General features: G+C 67.0%; 21 protein-coding genes. 1 reads left to right on the forward strand and 20 read right to left on the reverse strand.

Annotated features, from left to right (window positions below; all coding sequences use genetic code 11):
• Positions 1-79: 79 nt before the first annotated feature.
• The gene (locus CSV86_RS27585) at positions 80-1297 is read right to left on the reverse strand and encodes an MFS transporter (protein ID WP_009396836.1); all 1218 of its coding nucleotides are present in this window, start codon (positions 1295-1297) and stop codon (positions 80-82) included.
• A 167-nt stretch (positions 1298-1464) separates the two neighbouring features.
• Between CSV86_RS27585 and CSV86_RS27590 the strand changes: the two genes are divergently transcribed.
• Entirely contained in the window at positions 1465-2352 is an 888-nt protein-coding gene (locus CSV86_RS27590) for a LysR family transcriptional regulator (RefSeq protein WP_009396837.1), read from the forward strand.
• 6 nt (positions 2353-2358) lie between these two features.
• Here the strand turns inward: CSV86_RS27590 and CSV86_RS27595 are convergent, their stop codons facing one another.
• Genes CSV86_RS27595 through CSV86_RS27685 form a run of 19 tightly spaced genes read right to left on the reverse strand, consistent with a single transcriptional unit; the run spans position 2359 to position 19438 of the window.
• Positions 2359-2805 (reverse strand): hypothetical protein, encoded by a 447-nt coding sequence (locus CSV86_RS27595; RefSeq protein WP_009396838.1) that lies wholly within the window; start codon positions 2803-2805, stop codon positions 2359-2361.
• Positions 2806-2820: 15 nt separating this feature from the next.
• Positions 2821-3261 carry a hypothetical protein gene (locus CSV86_RS27600; RefSeq protein WP_037059408.1) on the reverse strand — a complete coding sequence of 147 codons (441 nt, stop codon included), beginning with the start codon at positions 3259-3261 and terminating at the stop codon, positions 2821-2823.
• 20 nt (positions 3262-3281) lie between these two features.
• Complete coding sequence (locus CSV86_RS27605; protein WP_009396840.1) at positions 3282-4508, reverse strand: beta-ketoacyl-ACP synthase; 1227 nt, start codon at positions 4506-4508, stop codon at positions 3282-3284.
• On the reverse strand, positions 4508-5236 hold the full coding sequence (fabG, locus tag CSV86_RS27610) for a 3-oxoacyl-ACP reductase FabG (RefSeq protein WP_009396842.1): 729 nt from the start codon (positions 5234-5236) through the stop codon (positions 4508-4510). Before fabG ends, CSV86_RS27605 begins: the two co-directional genes overlap by 1 nt.
• Positions 5229-5699 carry a hotdog family protein gene (locus tag CSV86_RS27615; protein WP_009396844.1) on the reverse strand — a complete coding sequence of 157 codons (471 nt, stop codon included), beginning with the start codon at positions 5697-5699 and terminating at the stop codon, positions 5229-5231. The genes fabG and CSV86_RS27615 overlap by 8 nt, the downstream gene beginning before the upstream one ends.
• Positions 5696-6868 (reverse strand): beta-ketoacyl-[acyl-carrier-protein] synthase family protein, encoded by a 1173-nt coding sequence (locus tag CSV86_RS27620; protein ID WP_009396846.1) that lies wholly within the window; start codon positions 6866-6868, stop codon positions 5696-5698. The genes CSV86_RS27615 and CSV86_RS27620 overlap by 4 nt, the downstream gene beginning before the upstream one ends.
• Complete coding sequence (locus CSV86_RS27625; RefSeq protein WP_240160618.1) at positions 6783-7349, reverse strand: hypothetical protein; 567 nt, start codon at positions 7347-7349, stop codon at positions 6783-6785. Before CSV86_RS27625 ends, CSV86_RS27620 begins: the two co-directional genes overlap by 86 nt.
• Positions 7346-8077, reverse strand: coding sequence for a class I SAM-dependent methyltransferase (locus CSV86_RS27630; protein ID WP_009396850.1), 732 nt, complete (start codon positions 8075-8077; stop codon positions 7346-7348). The genes CSV86_RS27625 and CSV86_RS27630 overlap by 4 nt, the downstream gene beginning before the upstream one ends.
• Positions 8074-9321 carry an NAD(P)/FAD-dependent oxidoreductase gene (locus tag CSV86_RS27635; RefSeq protein ID WP_009396852.1) on the reverse strand — a complete coding sequence of 416 codons (1248 nt, stop codon included), beginning with the start codon at positions 9319-9321 and terminating at the stop codon, positions 8074-8076. The genes CSV86_RS27630 and CSV86_RS27635 overlap by 4 nt, the downstream gene beginning before the upstream one ends.
• Positions 9308-10468: a cation:proton antiporter gene (locus tag CSV86_RS27640; RefSeq protein WP_009396854.1), complete on the reverse strand. Its 1161-nt coding sequence runs from the start codon at positions 10466-10468 to the stop codon at positions 9308-9310. The genes CSV86_RS27635 and CSV86_RS27640 overlap by 14 nt, the downstream gene beginning before the upstream one ends.
• Positions 10465-12783 (reverse strand): MMPL family transporter, encoded by a 2319-nt coding sequence (locus CSV86_RS27645; RefSeq protein WP_009396856.1) that lies wholly within the window; start codon positions 12781-12783, stop codon positions 10465-10467. Before CSV86_RS27645 ends, CSV86_RS27640 begins: the two co-directional genes overlap by 4 nt.
• A complete protein-coding gene (locus CSV86_RS27650) occupies positions 12773-13369 on the reverse strand; it encodes an outer membrane lipoprotein carrier protein LolA (RefSeq protein WP_009396858.1) in 597 nt (198 codons plus the stop codon). The genes CSV86_RS27645 and CSV86_RS27650 overlap by 11 nt, the downstream gene beginning before the upstream one ends.
• Positions 13366-13791, reverse strand: coding sequence for an acyl-CoA thioesterase (locus tag CSV86_RS27655; protein ID WP_009396860.1), 426 nt, complete (start codon positions 13789-13791; stop codon positions 13366-13368). Before CSV86_RS27655 ends, CSV86_RS27650 begins: the two co-directional genes overlap by 4 nt.
• A complete protein-coding gene (locus CSV86_RS27660; RefSeq protein WP_037059412.1) occupies positions 13784-15328 on the reverse strand; it encodes an HAL/PAL/TAL family ammonia-lyase in 1545 nt (514 codons plus the stop codon). The genes CSV86_RS27655 and CSV86_RS27660 overlap by 8 nt, the downstream gene beginning before the upstream one ends.
• The gene (locus tag CSV86_RS27665; RefSeq protein WP_009396864.1) at positions 15309-16247 is read right to left on the reverse strand and encodes a lysophospholipid acyltransferase family protein; all 939 of its coding nucleotides are present in this window, start codon (positions 16245-16247) and stop codon (positions 15309-15311) included. The genes CSV86_RS27660 and CSV86_RS27665 overlap by 20 nt, the downstream gene beginning before the upstream one ends.
• A complete protein-coding gene (locus CSV86_RS27670) occupies positions 16244-16978 on the reverse strand; it encodes a glycosyltransferase family 2 protein (protein ID WP_009396868.1) in 735 nt (244 codons plus the stop codon). Before CSV86_RS27670 ends, CSV86_RS27665 begins: the two co-directional genes overlap by 4 nt.
• Positions 16975-18645, reverse strand: coding sequence for an acyl-CoA synthetase family protein (locus tag CSV86_RS27675; RefSeq protein ID WP_037059418.1), 1671 nt, complete (start codon positions 18643-18645; stop codon positions 16975-16977). Before CSV86_RS27675 ends, CSV86_RS27670 begins: the two co-directional genes overlap by 4 nt.
• Positions 18642-19187: a COG4648 family protein gene (locus tag CSV86_RS27680; protein WP_009396872.1), complete on the reverse strand. Its 546-nt coding sequence runs from the start codon at positions 19185-19187 to the stop codon at positions 18642-18644. Before CSV86_RS27680 ends, CSV86_RS27675 begins: the two co-directional genes overlap by 4 nt.
• Positions 19184-19438: an acyl carrier protein gene (locus CSV86_RS27685; RefSeq protein WP_009396874.1), complete on the reverse strand. Its 255-nt coding sequence runs from the start codon at positions 19436-19438 to the stop codon at positions 19184-19186. Before CSV86_RS27685 ends, CSV86_RS27680 begins: the two co-directional genes overlap by 4 nt.
• Positions 19439-19447 lie beyond the last annotated feature (9 nt).

Raw genomic sequence — 19447 nt, forward strand, 5'->3', positions numbered from 1 at the left:
GCGATGAGGCCGGCAATGACAAAGAGGTTGTCAGGCCGGGCCAAATCGCTGGCAAGCCAGCTCCCACAGGGTTCTGTATCTAGGCCACTTTCGGTGGCAGCTTGCTCAGATACAAGGCCACCCCCAACGCCACCACCAGCAAACTCCCGATGAACACCCCGATCCCGTTCCACCCGGCGTAATGCCAGGCCACCCCACCCGCCGTCCCCGCCACGCTCGATCCCGCGTAGTAACTGAACAGGTACAGCGACGACGCTTGCCCCTTGGCCTTGAATGCCCGGCGGCCGATCCAGCTGCTGGCCACCGAGTGGGCGCCGAAGAAGCCGAAGGTGAATACCAGCATGCCGACGATGATCAGCGGCAAGGCGCTGAACAGGGTCAGCAGCATGCCGCTGAACATCAGCAGGATGGTGCCCCAGAACACCCGGCGCCGACCCAGCTTGTCGGCCAGTGCACCGATTTGCGCCGAGCTGTAGATGCCCGACAGATAGACGATCGACAGCAGCCCCACCAGCGCCTGGCTCATATTGAACGGCTCGGCCAGCAGGCGGTAACCGATGTAGTTGAACAGGGTGACGAACGCACCCATCAGCAGGAAGGCTTCGAGAAACAGCCAGGGCAGGCCGGCGTCCCGGAAGTGCAGGACGAAACCGTCGAGCAGGCTGCGCGGGTTCAGCGAGCGCGAACGGAAGTTGCGCGACTCCGGCAGCACCTTCCAGAACAGCGCCGCGGCGATCAGGGCCAGGCCACCGATCACCAGCATCGCCGTATGCCAACTGACGAAGTCGATCAGCACCCCGGCAATCAGTCGCCCGCTCATTCCGCCAATGGCATTGCCGCCGATGTACAGCCCCATCGCCAGGCCAATGTGCTGGGGATGAATTTCCTCGCTCAGGTAGGTCATCGCTACCGCCGCCAGGCCGCTGAGCGACAGGCCCACCAGTGCACGCATCGCCAGCACGCCTTCCCAGGTCGGCATCAGTGCACTGGCGATGGTGCTCAGGGCCGCGCAGAACAGGGCGAAGACCATCACCGGCTTGCGCCCGATACGGTCGGAGATCGGCCCGGTGATCAGCAGCCCGAACGCCAGCAAGCCGGTGGACACCGACAGCACCAGGCTGCTTTGCGCCGCATTGATGGCGAAGTCGCGAGACAGCAGCGGCATCATCGGCTGTACGCAGTAGAGCAGGGCGAAGGTGGCGAAACCGCCGCAGAACAGCGCCAGCACGGTCCGCATGAAGGCCGGCGTGCCTTTCTCGATCCAGGTGTCCTTGAGGGGGGCGGCGATATCGGCCACAGGTTCGGGGGGAAGGTCGTGGGCGTGGGGCGCTACAGCAGTTTTCACGGGAGCCTCGGCGGGGGCGGCCTCTGGGGCAGTTGAAAAAAAGCATATAGCTGGCTAATGATCATTTCCAATATATTGTTCGACCTGTTTAAGAGGTTCTACGACCTATTGGAGCATCCATGGAATTGCGCCATCTGCGTTACTTCATCGCGGTCGCCGAAGAGCTGCATTTCGGCCGGGCCGCGCAGGCCCTGGGCATTTCCCAGCCACCCCTGAGCCAGCAGATCCAGGCCCTGGAACAGGAGCTGGGGGCGCGCCTGTTCGAGCGCACCAACCGACGGGTGGCACTCAGTGAAGCTGGGCGCCTGTTCCTTGAAGAGGCCCGCCAGGTCCTGGCCCAGGTGGACAAGGCTGCCGACGTTGCCCGCCGCGCACAATTGGGTGAGCTGGGCGAGATGAAGATCGGCTTTACCTCCTCGGCACCGTTCAATTCCAGCATTCCAAAGGCCATCTACAGCTTCCGCCAGCGTTTCCCGGCGGTGCACCTGAACCTCAAGGAAATGAGCAGCCGCGATGTCGCCGACGCCCTGCTGGACGAAAGCATCGAGGTCGGCCTGATGCGGCCCCTGGCGCTACCGGAATCATTGGTGGCGACGGAGCTGTTCCGCGAGCCGCTGGTGGCGGTGCTCAATGCCGACCACCCGCTGGTCGAGGGTTCGGAACAGGGCCTTGAGCTCAAGGCCCTGGCCAACGAGCCCTTCGTGTTCTTCCCGCGCAGCTATGGCAGCGGCCTGCATGCCCAACTGTTGAGCCTGGCGCGGCAAGCCGGATTCACCCCGCATTTCGCCCAGGAGGCGGCGGAGGTGATGACCATCATCGGTCTGGTCTCGGCGGGATTGGGGGTGTCGGTGCTGCCGGCATCGTTCCAGCGCATGCGTATCGACGGGGTGGTCTATCGCACGCTGCTGGATGCCGATGCGGTCACGGCGGTGTGGCTGGTGCAGCGGCGCGAGCAGGGCTCGGCGATGGCGGGCGCCTTCGTCGAGCTGCTCACGCGCAAGGGCTGAGCGGGATCAGTCGACCTTCGCCAGATCGCCTTTCAGCGCAACACCGGCAATAACGGCCCCGGCGTGGCATTCGTAGGTGCTGGCGTCCTTGCGCTCGTTCTTCTTGTAGTAGCTGGCGATATTGGTGACGGCGTTGGCGCCCACCTTCTTGGCCGCGTCTTGCATGGTCAGCAGGGCCGATTGCAGGGCCCATTCGCAAGCGGCTTCATCGCTTTTGTTGAAGGCGTTGGTTTTCTTGTTGGTGGTCGCATTCGGGCTGATGACGCTGACCTTGCCGCGCGGTTGTACACCGGCCAAATAGAACTTCACCGAACCATCGAGCTTCTTCTCGGCGGTCATCTGTTGAACCACCTTCTCGAACGGCAGGAACAGTGCGGTATCCCGGGCCTGGCTGATGCCCGGCAAGGCGCACAGCAGCAGGGCGGTGGTGGCGGTCCAGGTTTTCAAGCGCATGGTGTCTTTCCTTGATTAATAAGTGGTGGAGCGTTGTTCGTTGAGGGCGCGCTGCACCATGCGATCGGACTCGATGCGTTGCAGTTCGCGCATGATGCTTTTATCGAGGTTGTAGACCCAGCGGTTGTAGTTTCGGTGGATCTTGCCGTCGTTGTAGCCGAGGTTGCGGCTGTCGCGGTACTCGATGCGGAAGTTGCTCAGGCTGTAGCGGATATCCACGGCAGCGAAGAAGGTGTTGCGCACGGTGATATCGGCCTGGACCAGGCCCGGGCTGGTACTGCGTACGGTCCAGCCGCGCTCGGCCGAGGCCTTGACGATGGCCCGCTGGATTTCCTCGTCCGTATAGGCGTGGCCGACCACCAGCAGTTCCTTGGGCACCATCACCGGTTTGGACGTGCAGCCAGCGACGAAAGCCAGTACCAGGCCCAGCAGGGCCGCGCGAATCATTGAAGACATTCCTTTCTCTCCAGTCGGTTTCAGGCCCAGCGGCGGAAAATCAACGACGTGTTGACCCCGCCGAAGGCGAAGTTGTTGCTCATGACGTATTGGTTGCTGATGCTGCGGAACTCGCCGCACAGGTAGTCCAGCTCGCCACAGCGTGGATCGATGTTGTCGAGGTTGAGGGTGTGCACGTAGCGGTCGCTGTTCATCATTTCAATGCTGAACCAGGCTTCCAGCGCGCCGCAAGCGCCCAGGGTGTGGCCGAGGAAACTTTTCTGCGAACTGATTGGCATCCGCGCGCCGAACAGGGCGCTGGTGGCCAGGGTCTCGGCGATATCGCCCTGCTCGGTGGCGGTGCCATGGCCGTTGACGTAGCCGATGGCGTGCGGGGCCAGGTCGGCATCCTCCAGCGCAAGCTCCATGGCCCGGCGCATGGTCGCCTGCTCGGGACGGGTGGTGTGCTGGCCGTCGGCGTTGCTGCCGAAGCCGACGATCTCGGCATGGATGCGCGCGCCCCGGGCCAGGGCGTGCCCCAGTTCTTCGAGCACCAGCATGCCGGCGCCTTCGCCGATCACCAGGCCGTCACGGCCGCTGTCGTAGGGGCTGGGGGTCTTGTGCGGGGTGTCGTTCTTCAGGCTGGTGGCGTATAGCGCATCGAACACCATGGCCTCGGTGGGGCACAGTTCCTCGGCGCCGCCGGCGAGCATCATCGGCAGGCGGCCGAACTTGATCGCCTCGTAGGCGTAGCCGATGCCCTGGCTGCCGCTGGTGCAGGCACTGGACGTCGGGATCAGGCGCCCTGTCAGGCCGAAGAAGATGCTGATGTTGGCGGCGGTGGTATGCGGCATCATGCGCACGTAGGAATTGGCATTGAGCCCTTCGGCCACCGAGTTCAGCAGCATGTTGCCGAACGCCTTGATCTCGTCGGTGCTGCCGGTGGACGAGCCGCAGGCCACGCCCATGCGCCCGTCGCGGATTAACGGATCATCGAGCAGCCCGGCGTCCAGCAGCGCATTCTGCGACGCCGCCACCGCCAGCCGCGAGACCCGGCCCATGCTGCGCAGCTGCTTGCGGGTCCAGCCGGACGGCACGGCGAAATCATCCACCGGCCCGGCCAGGCGGGTATTGAGCTCTTCGAAGCGGTTCCATTCGTCCATCCGCCGGATCCCGCTGCGGTTGGCGGCGAAATTGCCCGAGATCGTGGCCCAGTCGCTGCCCAGGGAGGTGATGCCGGCCATGCCGGTGACGACCACGCGTTTCATCAGCACAGGCCTCCGTTGACGGCCAGGACCTGGCGGGTGATGTACGAAGCCTCGGCGGACATCAGGAAGTTCACCGCACCGGCGACCTCTTCCGGCGTGCCCATGCGCTGGGCCGGGATCATCTTCAGCAGCTCCTCGACCGGTACGTGCTCGTCGAGCATGGCGGTGTCGATCAGTCCGGGAGCGACGCAATTGACCGTGATCCTGCGCTTGCCCAGTTCGATGGCGAGGGCCTTGGCGGCGCCGATCACCCCGGCCTTGGAGGCGCTGTAGTTGACCTGGCCGCGGTTGCCGATCAGCCCCGACACCGAGGTGATGCAGACGATGCGACCCGGCGCGCGGCGGCGGATCATCGGCATCATCACCGGGTGCAGGACGTTGTAGAAACCGTCGAGGTTGGTACGCAGCACCTGGTCCCAGTCTTCCTCGGTCAGGGCCGGGAAGGCGCCGTCGCGGGTCAGGCCGGCGTTGCACACCACGCCGTAGTAGGCGCCGTGGGTTTCCACATCGTCGCCGAGGATCGCGGCGCAGGCGGCGCGGTCGGCCACATCGAACTGCAGGACCCGGGCCTGCCGGCCCAGGCCACGCACTTCATCGGCGACGGCCTCGGCTTCGGTACGGCCGCCACGGCAATGCAGCACCAGGTCGAAGCCGGCGCGGGCCAGGCGCAGGGCGATGGCCCGGCCGATACCGCGGCTGGAACCGGTGACCAGGATGGTCTCACTCATGTCGGGACTCCTCATCGCCCGCTTCGGCCAGGTACTGCGCGACCTCCGGCGGACGGAAAACATTCAGGCGGGCCGTGGCGTGCAGCCCCGGTCCGTACAGATGGCACTCGAACACGCCCATGCCGTTGTCGTCTTCCAGCGAGCGCAGGGCATGGATGCGCAGTTCTGCGCCCACGGGGAAATGCTCGACAGCGCATTCGAACTTGCGCGTGCCGAGCAAAAAGCCCAGCTCCACCGGCTTGCCCTGCTGGCGCGCGCGGCAGCCGGCATAGGCGGCCACGGTCTGGGCCATCAGCTCGATGCCGACCCAGGCCGGCAGGCTGCCGTCCTCGCGGTTGAACAGGCCGCCGGGGCGCACGGTCAGGTGGGCGTGGATCTGCTCCTCGTCGAACGACTCGATCCCGTCGATCAGGATCATGTCGCCGGCATGGGGCAGGAGTTCGGCCAATGGCCAGGCAATCATGGGGTGTCTCCGAGAATCAGGCTGATGTTGTTGCCACCGAAGGCGAACGAATTGCTCATCAGATGGTGCGGGCCGCCGGCGTGCAAGCGCTGGCCGGGGCCGATCAGGTTCAGGGGCGCCAGCTCGGGATCCTGCTGGCCGTCCCACAGGTGCGGAGGCAACTGGCCGTGGGCCAGGCTCAGCCAGCAGAGCGCCGCTTCCAGGGCACCGGCGGCGCCGAGGGTGTGGCCGGTCATGGCCTTGCTCGACGAACAGGCGAGCCGGGCGCCGAACAAACCGTTGACCGCCAGGCTTTCCATGGCGTCGTTGTGCCGGGTGGCGGTGCCGTGGAGGTTCAGGTAATCGATCTGCGCGGGCTTCAGACCGGCGCTGTCCAAGGCCTTCTGCATGGCCGCCAGGGCGCCCTTGCCTGCGGGCTCCGGCGCGGAAATATGGTAGGCGTCGGAGCTGGCGCCGGCGCCGAGCAGGGCGATGTTGCCGCCCTCGGCATTCGCCTCGCGGGTCATCAGGAACAACGCCGCGCCCTCGCCGATATTGATCCCGCTGCGGTTCACCGAGAACGGGTTGCAGCGCTCGCCGCTCATCGCTTCGAGGGCGGTGAAGCCGTTGAGGGTCAGCTTGCACAGGCTGTCCACGCCGCCGCACACCACCGCGTCGCACAGGCCCAGGTCGAGCAGGCGGCGGGCGCTGAGCAGGGCGCGGGCGCCAGAGGTGCAGGCGGTGGAGATCACGTAGGCCGGGCCGCTGACCCGCAGCCAGTTGGCGAGGAACACCGCCGGGGCGCTGAGTTCCTGCTGGGCATAGTCGTACCCGGGCGGGAACCGGCCCTCGCGCAGGTACTCGGCGATGCCCTGGCTGGCTTCCTCGATGCCCGAGGTGCTGGTGCCCAGGACCACGCCGACCCGCTGCGGGCCGAAGCGCTCGACGGCGGCGCGCAACGGGGCTTCGATCTGCAGGGCGGCCTCGTGCAGCAACTGGTTGTTGCGGCTCTCGCCCGGCAGCGGGCTCAGCTCGCCGGTCACGGCGCCGACCACCACGCGCTTGTCCGGCACCCAGCCGTCGGCCTCACGCATGCCGGAGCAGTCACCGGCGAACAGGCGGCGGGCGACTTCGGCCTGATCGCGTCCAAGGGCACAGACCAGGCCCAGGGCGTTGAGGTAAGCGGTCATGGAGCGTTCTCGCCGGGCAGGGGGTGACTAGATAACGCAGGCCTTGCTGCATGTTCAAGGTGAAGTCGTCGGCCTGTCGGTAGCTGACATGCCAGCGCTCGCCAAGCCAGCGCTGATTATCCTGCTGCTGCGCCGCCGGATAAAGCGCCGCCAGGCGCTCGGCCGGGGTCAAGGCGAACAGCAGCGCGGCGAACAGCTCGCGGGCCGCCGGGTTCGGTGGCAGCAGGCCGTCGGCCTGCCATTCGCCGTTCTCCAGCAGCTGGCGGGCCTGGGGAATGCCCAGCAGATCCATCATCGACCAGCGCAGGCGCTGGTCCTCGCGCTGGATCACCAGCAACCAGTCCTGGCGCTGATCGGCCTGTTCGCGCTGCACATGCAGGGTCATCGGCAGCTTCAGCGGCGGCAACTGCTGCGGCAGCGGCGGGCGCACCGCGCAGGCGGCCAGGATCAGGCAGGCGACCAGCAGCAACAGCCTTTTCATGCCGCATCCAGGGGCTTGCGTGCCACCACGTTGACCAGGGTTTCCTCGCGCTGGCCCGGCGGTGGCGGCTTGCGCAGGCCGAAGCGTTCGAGCAGGCCGAAGTCGCTGGAGCGGCTCCACCACAGGTACGGGTACGAGACATTCTTCTCGCCGAACTCAAAGCCTTGCTCGCGCAGCATCTGCAGGTAGCCTTCCGCGCTCTTCTGCACATGCATCGGATGGCGGAACAGCCAGCGGATCACCCAGGTATCGATATAGGCCTCGGTGGATTCGGCGAACAGCAGGTAGCCGCCGGGCTTGAGCACCCGCCAGAACTCGGCCAGGGCCTTTTCCTGCTCTACCAGGTGGTGGAAGGTCTGGTGGCAGAACAGCATATCGATGCTGGCGTCGGGGAATTGCAGGTTGGCGCAGTCGCTGCCCTTCAGTTCCACCTTCAGCCCCAGGTTCACCGCCTCGGCACCGCTCAGTTCCAGGCTGTGCGGGTCGGCATCGGTGCCGAGCAGCTTGCCCGGCCGGAATACCTGCTGCAGATGCTTGAACGAGCGCCCCTGGCCGCAACCGACATCGAGCAGCACCGGCGCTTGCGGCGGCTCGCCATCGAACAGGCGGCGCAGGTCGTTGATCGCCACGCGCAGTACATGATGCTGCCAGGTATGGCTGCGCAGGAACCAGAAGCCGAACTTCGTTTCCTCGACATAGGTTTCGCTGAAAAAGCGCTGCTCGCTCATGCCTCTTCCCTCGCGCAGATTTCCGCGAGCATGCGCAGGCGCCGCTTGGGTTCGCTGACGAAGGGGTTGCGTTCGTCCCAGGCATAGCCGGCGAGGATCGAGGCGATCATGGCGCGGATCTCGGGCGAGGACCCGGGATGATAGATCACGTCCTGGAAGCTGCCGTTGTACCAGCCTTCGACATAGGCGCGGAAGGTGTCCACGCCACGCTTGAGCGGGGTGGCGAACTCGTGCTCCCAGTCCACCGCTTCGCCCTTGAGCTGACGGTCGAGCACGGCGGCGGCCATGCTCGACGAACGCATGGCGATGGTCACGCCCGAGGAGAACACCGGGTCAAGGAATTCCGCCGCGTTGCCGAGCAAGGCGAAGCCCGGGCCGTGCAGGGTTTTCACATTGGCCGAATAGCCGCCGATGGTCCGCGCTGGCGTGTCCCACACCGCCTTGGCCAGCACCTTCGCCAGGCTCGGGGTTTGCGCGACGAAGCCTTTCAGGCAGGCATCCAGGTCCTGCGGCGCGTCGGCGTAATGTTCGGCTGCGGCGACCACGCCGAGGGAGCAGCGGCCATCGCTGAAGGGGATGGTCCAGAACCAGATGTCCCGATGTTCCGGGTGGGTGGTGATGAGGATCTTGTTGCGGTCGAAGTGCGGATGGTCGATGCGGTCCTCGATATGGGTGAACACCGCCTGGCGTACCGGGAAGCTCGACGGTGCCTCCAGGTCCAGCAGGCGCGGCAGCACCCGGCCATAGCCGCTGGCATCGAGGACGAACTGCGCCTCTACCTGGTACTCGCTGCCATCCTCGCGCCGCACGCGCACCTGCGGGCGTTCACGCTCGAAGTCGGCAGCGATGATTTCCTCTTCGTAGCGGATCTCCACGCCCTGGGCCGCGGCTTCGTCGGCCAGCAGCTTGTCGAAGCGCGCGCGCTGGACCTGGAAGGTGCTCGGCCGGCCCTTGCTGAACGTCTGGCCGAAGTCGAAGGCGCTGTATTCCTCGCCCCAGGCGAAGGCCGCGCCGTTCTTGTACTGGAAGCCCGCCGCTTCGAGGGCGGGCAGCATGCCGGCTTCCTCGACGAAGTCGATGCAGTGCGACAACAGGCTCTCGCCGATGGAGAAGCGCGGGAACAGCTGGCGCTCGATGATCAGCACATCATGGCCCTTGCGCTTGAGCAGCGCGGCGGCGATAGCGCCGGACGGGCCGGCGCCGATGATCAGGACCTGGCGTTGTTGTACATCACTGGCGGGCATGGGGCCTCCTTGCCGTTGAAACGTTGAGAACTGGAAGACGGTGCAGCCCGGCGATGGCGGGCATCAGGGTGGCGATCAGGCTCATCAGCATCAGGGCGAAGTACAGCGCCGGGCTGATCAGCTGGTGTTGCAGCAGAAGATTGAGGAAGACGATTTCGCTCAGGCCGCGAATGTTCAGCAGCAGGTTTTCCCGCCAGCGGCTGGCGCCGGGGAACGACAGGCTGGCCCAGCGCAGGCCCAGCCAGTTGCCGGCCATCTTGCTGAGGATCGGCAGCAGCACCAGCGCGCCCAGTTGCAGCAGGTCGAGGGACTGCAGCAGGTGGCCGAAGTCGATCTGGACGATGCCGAAGGTGAGGATCAGCGGGATCGCCACGCCCTGTTGCAGGCGTTCGATCCACGCCGCCGGCAGTGGCAGGCGCAGCGGCAGCTTGAGCCAGGCCAGGCAGGCCATGTAGCCAATGCCCAGGATCAGCGCGTTGAGCTTGTAGTGCTCGGCGACGAACAGCAGGGCGAGAAACGCCAGGCCGAACAGCCACGGGCGGCGCAGCCCCAGCAGGTACAGCGGCAGCGGTGCGCAGGCGGCCAGCAGCGGCCAGGCCAGGCTCAGCGGATCCAGGCTGCCCTTGCCCAGGCCGAACAGCAGCCAGCACAGCACATCGATGCCGATCGCCACCTGCATCAGGCGCCGGGTGGCCGCGGGTGGATAGCCGATATTGCGCAGGTACAGGTAGAGCACCGGCACGGCGGTAATGGCGAACACCAGGCCCAACGCCAGGGATGTCAGCCAGGGCTGCTCCGGCAGCAACAGGAAACCGCAGCCCAGGCCGCAGGCGAAGGGCACGAGGAAACTGGGCAGGGCGATCTTCAGGCTCTGGCGGTCGAGTTTCAGCTCGACGACATCGGACAGGATATGCCCCAGCAACAGGGCGAAGCTCAGGCCGTACAGGGTCTTCAGCCAGGCCGGCGCGATCAGTTGCGCGCCGCTGAGCTGCCAGTGCGGCTCGACCCACAACAGCATCAGCAGCGGCAGGCCGAGGGTCGCCAGCAGCAGGTGGCTGACGATGCTGATCAGGCCCAGGCGCCGGCCGATTTCGCCGGCGATCAGGAACAACGACAGGGCCAGGGCCCAGAACAGCATGACACTCATGCCGACTTCTCCATGTGGCGCGGCGCGGCCCAGGGGGCCAGGGCAAAGCTGAAGGCCAGGCCGAGGCTCACGGCCAGGCCGAAATTGCTCACGGCAGGCGTACTCGAAGCTGCCAGCAGGCCGAACGACAGCCAGGTGGTGGTCGCCGCCAGCAGGGTGCCGAGCAGGCTTACCGCCGCGCCGCCGATCTGTTCGTGCATGAGGATCGCGTAATCGACGCTGATGGCCGTGACCAGCAGCAGGCCGAACAGGCTGAACAGGGTCAGGGGCTGGCCTAGCCAGCCGAGGCTGGCCAGGCTGCACAGCGCCGCCAGCAGGGGCAGGGCGACGATGCGCGCGGCGGCGCCGAAACCGAAGGGCAACACCAGCAGCACCACGATCAGCACGCAGGACAGCAGCTTCAATTCCGCCGCGCTGACCTGGGTCGCGGCGAACAGCCGGTTCAGCTCGCCGAGGCGGTCCACCAGTTGTACACCGTCGAGGCCTTCGCTTTGTTGACGCAGCACAGCCGGATCGCTTGCGCCTTGCAGGCTGACCACGGCGGCGACGCCCGCTGCGTCCTTGCCCAGCCACAGCGAGCGCCAGGCCTCGCCCAGCGGGCCGGCCAGGACCTGGTCTATATCGAGCACCGGCAGGGCGCGCAGGCGGGTCAGCTCGGCTTGCAGCGTTGCCTCCGGGACACCGCTCGCCAGCAGCGGCTGCCAGTGTTGCGGCAGGGCCTCCAGCGCCTGGCGCAAGCGGGCCTGCTCGGCACTGCTGGCGAGCAACTGGTTGAGCGCCATGTAGCCCTTGAGCTGACCACTGGCGACCTGGGCATCGAGGCGCTGGCCGAGGCTGGCAAGGCGCTCCAGCAACTGCGTTTCGTCAGTGCCACGCACCAGGTAGAACTGGCTGGTGGGCTGGTAACCGGTGATCCGCGCCACCGCCTTGGCCTCGTCCAGCAGTACCGGCGAGTTGCTGACCCACTGGCGGATATCGTTGCGGTTTTCCAGGTGCCACAGGCCGCCGGCACAGAAGGCCAGGAGCAGCACGCCCAGCACCGGCGTCGGCACCCGGCGCAGCAAGCGCAGGCGCAGGTCCACCAGGGTTTCGGCGATACGCAGCGGCCATTGCGCCGGTTGCAGGTCGATATTCTTCAACAGCGCCGGCAGCAGGCACACCGACCCCAGGTAGGCGCCGATCAGCCCGGCGGCGGAGAACGCGGCGATCTGGGTCAGGGCCGGGAATGGTGTGAAGCCCAGGGCCAGGTAGCCGATGCAGCTGGTGGCCAGGCTCAGGCTCAGGCCCGGCAGGGTCTTGCGCACCGCCTGCCAGGTGTTCCACGGGCGCAGGCTCCAGCTTTTCGAGAGGAAATGCAGCGGGTAGTCCACCGCCACGCCAATCAGGCTGGAGCCCAGCACCAGGGTCATTACATGCATCTGGCCGAACAGGGCGATGCAGGCGGTGGCGCCGAACAGCATGCCCACCAGCACCGGGACGAAGGCCAGCAGCACGCGGAACCTGCGGAAGGTGAGCAACAGCAGGAGCAGGATGCCGAGCGTCGCGCCGCCGCCGATCCAGGTCATTTCCCGGCTGGCCTGGCGCTGGCCGTCGGCGGCGTAGAGCAGGCCGCTGGCCGCGAGCAGTTGCGCGCCCTGCGCGGCGGCCTGGTCACGGGACTGCTGCAACAGCTCGGCGACCCGCAACGGCAGCTTCATGTCGAAGGCATTGCCCTCGGTGCGGGCGCGCAGCAGCACCCAGTATCTGTCGTCGGCCTTGGCCAGCAGCACGCCGCTGGCGGTATCCAGTTCGACGGACGCGGGGCGCGGCTGGCTGTTCTGGATGCGCCCGGTCAGGCCCAGCCAATCGTCCTGGCTGGACACCAGGCTGAAACCGGCGAAGGGATCGAACAGGCTTTGCAGGCGTTGCTGGATAAAGGCGTCGGGGGTCTCGACCAGGCTATCGCGGTCGGCCTTGGCGAGCATCGCCAGACGGCCTTGCAGCAGTTGTTCGCGTACCGCCTGCAGGTCGGTTTGCAGGCTCCATTGGACCTTTTCGAACAGGCCGCTGGCTTGCCATTCCTTGCCCAACTGCTCGGCCATTACGATGGCCTTATCGCGCTCGGCATGCCCCACCAGCACCAGCATTTCGCGGTTCAGCGGCTCCTGCATGCGCTGCTCTGCGCGCTTGACCAGCGGGTCTTCGGTGGCACCCGGGACCAGGGTCATCAGGTCCGCCGACAAGGCCGGGCCGCGCGTCCACTGCCAGCTGGCCAGGGCCATGACCCCGACCAGCAAGAACAGGAACAGACGCGGCAGCAGGCGCTCAATCGACAAGGTCGTGGCGCTCCGCGTCGGTCAGCGTAGTGCTGGTGCTGGACGGCATGCGCAGCACGGTGCTGTCGCCCTGGGTTTCCAGCAGCTCGATACGGTCGACGAACTGGCCGCCGTGGATCTCGATGCCGGTAAAGATCTGCTTGAGCACCAGCGAACGCGGGGTCAGGCGCAGTTGCCAGGCCCTGGCGTCGCCTTGCAGGGCCAGTTCGAAGTCGCGCTCCAGGCCGCTGCTGTCGCCCTGCAGCACCGCAAAGAACAGCTTGTTCTGCTCGGTGCCGGCCGTGCGCGTGGGGATGACCTGCCAGCCGGCGGCATCGCGACGGGCTATGCCGGAGGCATTGAGGCGGTAATCCTGTTTCAGCGGGCTTTGCAGCAACCACAGCAGGCCGTGGTCGCGGGCCAGCACGAACTGGCCAGTGCTGACCAGCGGCTGGGGCAGTGCGCGCAGGTGCTTTTCCTGGATGAACGGGCCCTTGATCACCTCCGGCTCGCTCAACTGCTTGCGCAGGTCTTCCAGGCCGAAGGCATGGGCCAGGCCGCAGCACAGCATCAGGCCGAGGGCCAGCAGCAGGCGGTTGCGTTTCATGGCAGCACCTTCTGCACGGCGTCGAGCATCACCTGCGGCGAGGCCAGCTGCATCTCGCGGCTGGCGATATGCACGGCCACCTGCACCGTGCTGGCCCGGGTCATGCGCTCGCCGGTGACGGCGTCGCTGATCAGGTAGTTGATCTTCAGGCGGTTTTCCCACTCCACCAGGCTGGCCCGCACCTTCAGGCGCTGGCCGAAGGTGGCGCCGCGCATGTAGCGCAGTTGCAGGTCGATCACCGGCCAGGCGTAGCCGGAGTCCTGCATCTGCACGTAGTTATGGCCCAGATGATCGAGCAGGGCGCAGCGCGCCACTTCCAGGTACTTCACGTAGTGCCCGTGCCAGACCACCAGCATGCTGTCGACATCGAAGAACGGCACCAGCACTTCGCTATCGACGTGGAGAACACCCTGACTACGCATGGAGCCTCCAGTGTTGCTGGGCGATGCGTTGCAGGCAGTGGCGCAGGTCGCTTTCCAGGGCGCGGTCCTCGATCACCGGGGCGAAGTCGTCGAGCAGGGCGCGGTGCATGGCGTCCAGCGCCGGCGGCAGGGGCCGGGCATCCGCTTCGCGGCCGCGCAGCCAGACGCCCTGGTTGGCGGCCAGCAGGGTGGCGGCGGCGACCTGTTCGGTAAGCTCCAGTACGCGCAGGGCATCGCGGGCGGCAATGGTGCCCATGCTGACCTTGTCCTGGTTGTGGCATTCGGTGGAGCGCGAGAACACGCTGGCCGGCAGGGTATTTTTCAGGGCCTCGGCGGTCCAGGCGCTGGCGCCGATCTGCACGGCCTTGAAGCCATGATTGATCATGGCGCGGTCGGCCGGGGCGCCGGACAGGTTGCTCGGCAGGCCGTGGTTGTAGCGCACGTCCACCAGCAGGGCGAGCTGGCGGTCGAGCAGGTCGGCAACGTTGGCCACCAGGTTCTTCAGGCTGTCCATGGCAAAGGCGATATGACCGCCGTAGAAGTGGCCACCATGCAGGACGCGCTCGGCATCGCCGTCGATGATCGGGTTGTCGTTGGCGCTGTTCAGTTCGGTCTCGATGAAACCGCGCAGCCAGCCCAGGCTGTCGGCCAGTACCCCGAGCACGTGCGGCGCGCAGCGCAGCGAGTAGCGGTCCTGCAGGCGGTGCAGGGGCGCGGTCGGCGCGTCGATCGCCAGGTCCTGGCGCAGCCAGGCGGCAACCTGGGTCTGGCCCGGGTGCGGCTTGGCAGCGAACAGGCGCTCGTCGAAGTGCTCCGGGTTGCCTTGCAGGGCAACCACGTTGAGCGCGGTGATCCGCGTGGCGAGCTTGAGCAGATAGTCGGCGCGGGTCCAGGCCAGGCAGGCCAGGCCGGTCATTACGGCGGTGCCGTTCATCAATGCCAGGGCTTCCTTCGGCCGCAGCACCAGCGGCGCCCAGCCCAGCTCGCGGTGTACGTCGGCGGACAGGCGGCGTTCGCCGCGATACAGCACTTCGCGTTCGCCGGACAGGGTCGCGGCCACGTAGGACAGCGGCGTCAGGTCACCGCTGGCGCCCACCGAGCCTTCTTCCGGAACCACCGGCAGGATGTCGTGGGCGATAAAGGCATGCAGGCGCTCCAGCAACTCGACCCGCACCCCGGACACCCCGTGGCACAGCGACTGCAAGCGCGCCGCCAGCAGGGCGCGGGTGGACGGAGCGTCGAAGACCCGGCCCAGGCCGCAACCGTGGAAGGTGAACAAGTGCCTGGGCAGCGCCTCGACATGCTCCAGCGGCACCGCGACCACGCAGGAGTCGCCGTAGCCGGTGGTCACCCCGTAGATCACCCCTTCCTTGTCCAGCAGCGTATCGAGGAACTGCGCACCCCGGGCGATGCGCGCGCGGTAGTCGGCATCGTCCTGCAGGCGGGTTGCGGCCTTGCCGTGGGCCAGGGCATGGATGGCTTCGATCGAGAGCGGCGACTCGCCGAAGGTAACGGACTCACGCGGTTGCATCGTCATCGGTCTTCCAGAAGGGGTAGAAGTTGAACCATTGCTGCGGGGCTTGCAGGCAGTAATGGCCGAGCCGCTCGGCGTAGCGCGCGGCATGTTCGGCGATCACCTGGTCGCGCTGGCTGCGGCGCCATTCCACGGCGGCGGCGAAGGGTTCGAGGGTTACCTGGTAGCGGCCCTGGCGTTTCAGGCAGAACAGCAGGTTGACCGGGCATTTGAGCAGCCCGGCCAGCAGCCACGGGCCTTGCGGGAACTTCGCCGGATGACCGAGAAAGTCCACGGTCACGGTGCGCCCGCCATGCAGCGGTACGCGGTCGCCGGCGATCGCCAGCCATTCGCCGCGCTCCAGGCGCTGGCTGAGCTGGAGCATGGTCGCCGGGTCCAGCTCGCTGACCTGGATCAGGCGCAGGTGCGTGGCCCCGGCCTCGCCCAGCAGGCGGTTGAAGCGCTCGGCGTGGCGGGTATGGACCAGCACGTTCATGGTCACCTGCTGGCCCATTTCGGCCAGGGCCCGGCACACTTCGAGGTTGCCCAGGTGCGCGCCCACCAGCATCTGACCGCGCTCGGCGCGCAACTGGCCGTGCAGTTGGCCGGGGTCGTTGATCTCGATCCGGTCCAGGCCGAGCCTGCCGTTCCACACATCGAGCTTGTCCAGCAGCGCGTCGGCGAAGGCCATGAACTGGCCGAACACGCGAGCGGTGGTGGGGCGCAACGCTGGCTGGCCGCTCCACTCGGCGAGGTTGTGCTGGTAGGTCCGCGCCGCCTCGCGGGCACGCCGGCCGAAAAGGAAGAAGTACAGGACGATGCCGTACAGCACCGGGCTCAGCAGCCGGCGGCCGAGCAGCCTGACGCCGAAGGCGGTGAGCTTCATCAGCAGGAAGCTGCCGCGTTCTTCGTGGGCCGCCCAGTGTTTTTCCTGCTGGTTCATGCCGTCAGCCGCCGCCAGAGGATCGCCGGGGCGCGCAGCAACATGCCGAAGAACAGCTTGGTGTGCATCTTCGAGATCAGCGCATTGTCGTGGAACAGGCGGAAATGCGAGAGGCCGTCCTGCGGGTAATGCACCTTGGTCGGCAGCCAGCGCATCGGCTGGTTGCGCCACGACAGACGCACCAGCACCTCGGGGTCGAAGTCCATGCGCTTGCCGAGGTTCACGCTGTCGATCAGGGCCAGCACCGGCGGCAGCGGGTAGACGCGGAAGCCGCACATGGAATCGGGAATCTTCAGCGACAGGCTGTTGATCCACACCCACACGTGGGTCAGGTAACGGGCGTACAGGCGGCCTTTCGGCACGCTGGCGTCGTACTGTGGAAAACCGCAGATCAGCGCCTCGGGATGGGCGCCGGCGTGTTCGAGGAAGCGGCTGACATCGGCCAGGTCGTGCTGGCCGTCGGCGTCCACCTGCAAGGCGTGGCTGAACCCCTGCCGCGCTGCCTCGCGCAGGCCGGCCATGACGGCGCCGCCCTTGCCCTGGTTGACCGGCAGTTGCACCAGCCAGGTGTCTGGCTGCTGCGCCAGCTGGCGCAGTACCGCCGCGCAGGACGGGCTGCTGGCGTCGTCCACCAGCACGCAGGGCAGGCCGGCGGCGCGCAGGTCGGCGACCACCGCAGGCACTGCCAGCTCGTGGTTGTAGACCGGGATGACCGCGCAGGGCTTGATCATTGGCCCGCCTCCAGGATGATCCGCCCGCTGGAGCAGGGCGCGCCGGCGCAGCTGTAGGAGAAATACAGCTTGCTGCGCTCGGCATCGAAACGCAGGGTCAGCAGTACCTGGTCACCGGGGCGCACCAGTTGCTGGAATTTCAGCACTTCCATGCCGGCGAAGCGCCGTGGCGCGTCGAGCAGCGGCTGGCCGAGGGCGATGGCCCAGTCCACCTGGACCACGCCGGGAAGTACCGGGGTTTTGGGAAAGTGGCCGTTGAAATAGGCGAGGTCGGCGGGAACCACCAGGTCCAGGTGCAGTTCGCCGTCCACCTGCCGTTCGCCGACCACCTCCGGCCTCGACGGGCGCGGCGCCATCAGCAGGTTATCGACCAGCGCTTGCGGCAGCTTGCCCTGTGCGGTGTAGGGCAGTTGCCGCAGCAGGCGCCAGCGGCGGGGCAGGGCCAGCGGTTCGCAATGGCCGGCGAGGTGCTGGCGCAAGGCGTCGGTCACCGCCCGGCGGCCCTGGTTGCGCAGGGCATGCATGCCCTTGGCGCCGAGTTGCAGCAAGGCGCCGAGGGAGGCGCGGTTGCCGTGGATCACGCCAAGGCGGGCGTCCTCGACCCAAGGGTGCTGGAGCAGCGCCTGTTCCAGCATCGGCAGGGCGATGCGTTTCTCTTCCAGCTTGACGATGCGGTCAAGGCGGCCGAGCAGGCGGAAGCGGCCATTGCCATCGAAGCTGACCGCGTCGGCGCTTTCCTCGGTATGCCCCGCAGGCAGGTACGGCGACGCGATGCACAGGGCGCCATCGTCGTTCTGGCTCAGGCGGATGCCGGCGAAGGGCTGCCACAGGCTTTCGCCCTGGCGCCAGGCAATGCCGCCGGTTTCCGAACTGCCGAGGATCTCCGTCGGCCATTGGCCCAGGCGCTGGTGCAGTTCGCGGGCGGCCTCGGCGGGCAGTTCGCCGCCGGAGGAAAACACCTGGCGCACGGTGCTCAGGGCCGGCCAATCGAGGTTATCGCCCATGCGCTTGAGCAGCGCCGGGCTGGCGACCCAGGCGAACGCCGGGTGCTCGCGGCTGGCCCGCTGCAGATCCTCGGGGAAGGGCAACTGGCGGCGAACGAAGCTGCGTCCGGCGCACAGCGGCCACAGCACGCGGAACAGCAGGCCGTAGATATGCTGGGTGGCGACGCTGCCGATGATGCAGGCCTCGCCCAGCCCGGCGCCCCATAGCGCTTCAAGGTTGTTGACCTCGTTGGCGAGCTGGCGCAGGCACTTGTCGATACGCTTGGGCGCACCGCTGGAGCCGGAGGTGCACAGGCTCAGGCGGCAGGTGTCGAGGTCCAGGTCGGCCGGGACCAGGGCGGCGGCGAACAGCTCGGCGGGGCGTTGGTCCTGCTCGCTCAGCCACAGGTCCACTTCGGCGTTCCAGCGCTGGCGGGTCTGGGCTTGCAGGTCGGCGGGCAACAGTACCTCGACGCCGGCACGCCAGGCGCCGAGCAGGGCCACGGCCAGTTCGGCGGCATCTTCCAGATAGACCGCCAGGCGCTTTACCCCGCGTGCCTGCAGGCCGGCGGCCAGTTGCAGGGCCTGCCCGGCCAGTTGCCGATGATCCAGCGCCGGGGCGTGGCTGACCAGGCGTGCGCCCTCGGTCGGCCACAGCATCTGCTCAAGGTTTATCCATTTCATGAGCGTCCTCGCACGCGTTGTCTAACCAGCCATTCGATGGCGAACAGCAGGCCCATCGCGCAGTAGGCGATCAGGCCGTTGTAAAGGGTCCACCAGGCCAGCGGCGCCCACAGGGTCAGGGCGGCGGCGACCAGGCCGTTGACCAGGAAAAAGCCGCTCCACACTTGGGTTACCTGGCGTGTGTAGCGCACGGCCTTTTCCGGTAGGTCCGGGTCGCTCAGCCGAGCCAGGCGTTCGGCCACCGGTGGGCCGAATTTCAGACTGGCGCCGAACAGGGCCAGCATGAAGGCGCTGATCAGCACCGGGTACCAGCGCAGCAGCGCGGGATCGTCCAGCACCGCCAGCAGCGCGCAGAAGGCGATGGCCACCAGGGCCATCCAACGGCCGCCGGGATTGTGCGGCTGGGTCAGGGCGCGGGCCAGCCACAGGCTGCCCAGCAGCAGGCCGAACTGCCAGGGCGCGAAATGCGCCATGCCGAAGTGCACTGCGAACGGGTACCCCAGGCCGGCCACGACCAGCCCGAGCCCGACCAGGCGTTTCATGCCGCGGTGTTGACCAGGCGGAACACCGCTTCGACCACGTCGTTGACGGTACGCACGGCCTTGAATTCGTCGGCGGCGATTTTCTTGCCGGTCTGGCGCTTGATGTGATCGATCAGGTCGACCGCGTCGATGCTGTCGATTTCCAGGTCTTCATAGAGGTTGGCGTCGAGGGTGACGCGCCCGGCGTCCAGTTCGAACAGTTCGACCAGGGCGTCGCGCAGGGTGTTGAAGATGTCTTCGCGGGTTTGCATGGTACGTGT

The sequence above is a fragment of the Pseudomonas bharatica CSV86 genome, from assembly GCF_000319305.2.
Classification (GTDB): domain Bacteria; phylum Pseudomonadota; class Gammaproteobacteria; order Pseudomonadales; family Pseudomonadaceae; genus Aquipseudomonas; species Aquipseudomonas bharatica.

Coding starts and splice junctions, on each gene's coding strand:
- CSV86_RS27635 (WP_009396852.1), bottom strand. CDS start 9,321: ATGCCCGCCAGTGATGTACAACAACGCCAGGTCCTGATCATCGGCGCC.
- CSV86_RS27600 (WP_037059408.1), bottom strand. CDS start 3,261: ATGTCTTCAATGATTCGCGCGGCCCTGCTGGGCCTGGTACTGGCTTTC.
- CSV86_RS27595 (WP_009396838.1), bottom strand. CDS start 2,805: ATGCGCTTGAAAACCTGGACCGCCACCACCGCCCTGCTGCTGTGCGCC.
- CSV86_RS27675 (WP_037059418.1), bottom strand. CDS start 18,645: ATGAAATGGATAAACCTTGAGCAGATGCTGTGGCCGACCGAGGGCGCA.
- CSV86_RS27615 (WP_009396844.1), bottom strand. CDS start 5,699: ATGATTGCCTGGCCATTGGCCGAACTCCTGCCCCATGCCGGCGACATG.
- CSV86_RS27655 (WP_009396860.1), bottom strand. CDS start 13,791: ATGCGTAGTCAGGGTGTTCTCCACGTCGATAGCGAAGTGCTGGTGCCG.
- CSV86_RS27605 (WP_009396840.1), bottom strand. CDS start 4,508: ATGAAACGCGTGGTCGTCACCGGCATGGCCGGCATCACCTCCCTGGGC.
- CSV86_RS27630 (WP_009396850.1), bottom strand. CDS start 8,077: ATGAGCGAGCAGCGCTTTTTCAGCGAAACCTATGTCGAGGAAACGAAG.
- CSV86_RS27680 (WP_009396872.1), bottom strand. CDS start 19,187: ATGAAACGCCTGGTCGGGCTCGGGCTGGTCGTGGCCGGCCTGGGGTAC.
- CSV86_RS27625 (WP_240160618.1), bottom strand. CDS start 7,349: ATGAAAAGGCTGTTGCTGCTGGTCGCCTGCCTGATCCTGGCCGCCTGC.
- CSV86_RS27665 (WP_009396864.1), bottom strand. CDS start 16,247: ATGAACCAGCAGGAAAAACACTGGGCGGCCCACGAAGAACGCGGCAGC.
- CSV86_RS27660 (WP_037059412.1), bottom strand. CDS start 15,328: ATGACGATGCAACCGCGTGAGTCCGTTACCTTCGGCGAGTCGCCGCTC.
- CSV86_RS27620 (WP_009396846.1), bottom strand. CDS start 6,868: ATGACCGCTTACCTCAACGCCCTGGGCCTGGTCTGTGCCCTTGGACGC.
- CSV86_RS27650 (WP_009396858.1), bottom strand. CDS start 13,369: ATGAAACGCAACCGCCTGCTGCTGGCCCTCGGCCTGATGCTGTGCTGC.
- fabG (WP_009396842.1), bottom strand. CDS start 5,236: ATGAGTGAGACCATCCTGGTCACCGGTTCCAGCCGCGGTATCGGCCGG.
- CSV86_RS27685 (WP_009396874.1), bottom strand. CDS start 19,438: ATGCAAACCCGCGAAGACATCTTCAACACCCTGCGCGACGCCCTGGTC.
- CSV86_RS27670 (WP_009396868.1), bottom strand. CDS start 16,978: ATGATCAAGCCCTGCGCGGTCATCCCGGTCTACAACCACGAGCTGGCA.
- CSV86_RS27590 (WP_009396837.1), top strand. CDS start 1,465: ATGGAATTGCGCCATCTGCGTTACTTCATCGCGGTCGCCGAAGAGCTG.
- CSV86_RS27640 (WP_009396854.1), bottom strand. CDS start 10,468: ATGAGTGTCATGCTGTTCTGGGCCCTGGCCCTGTCGTTGTTCCTGATC.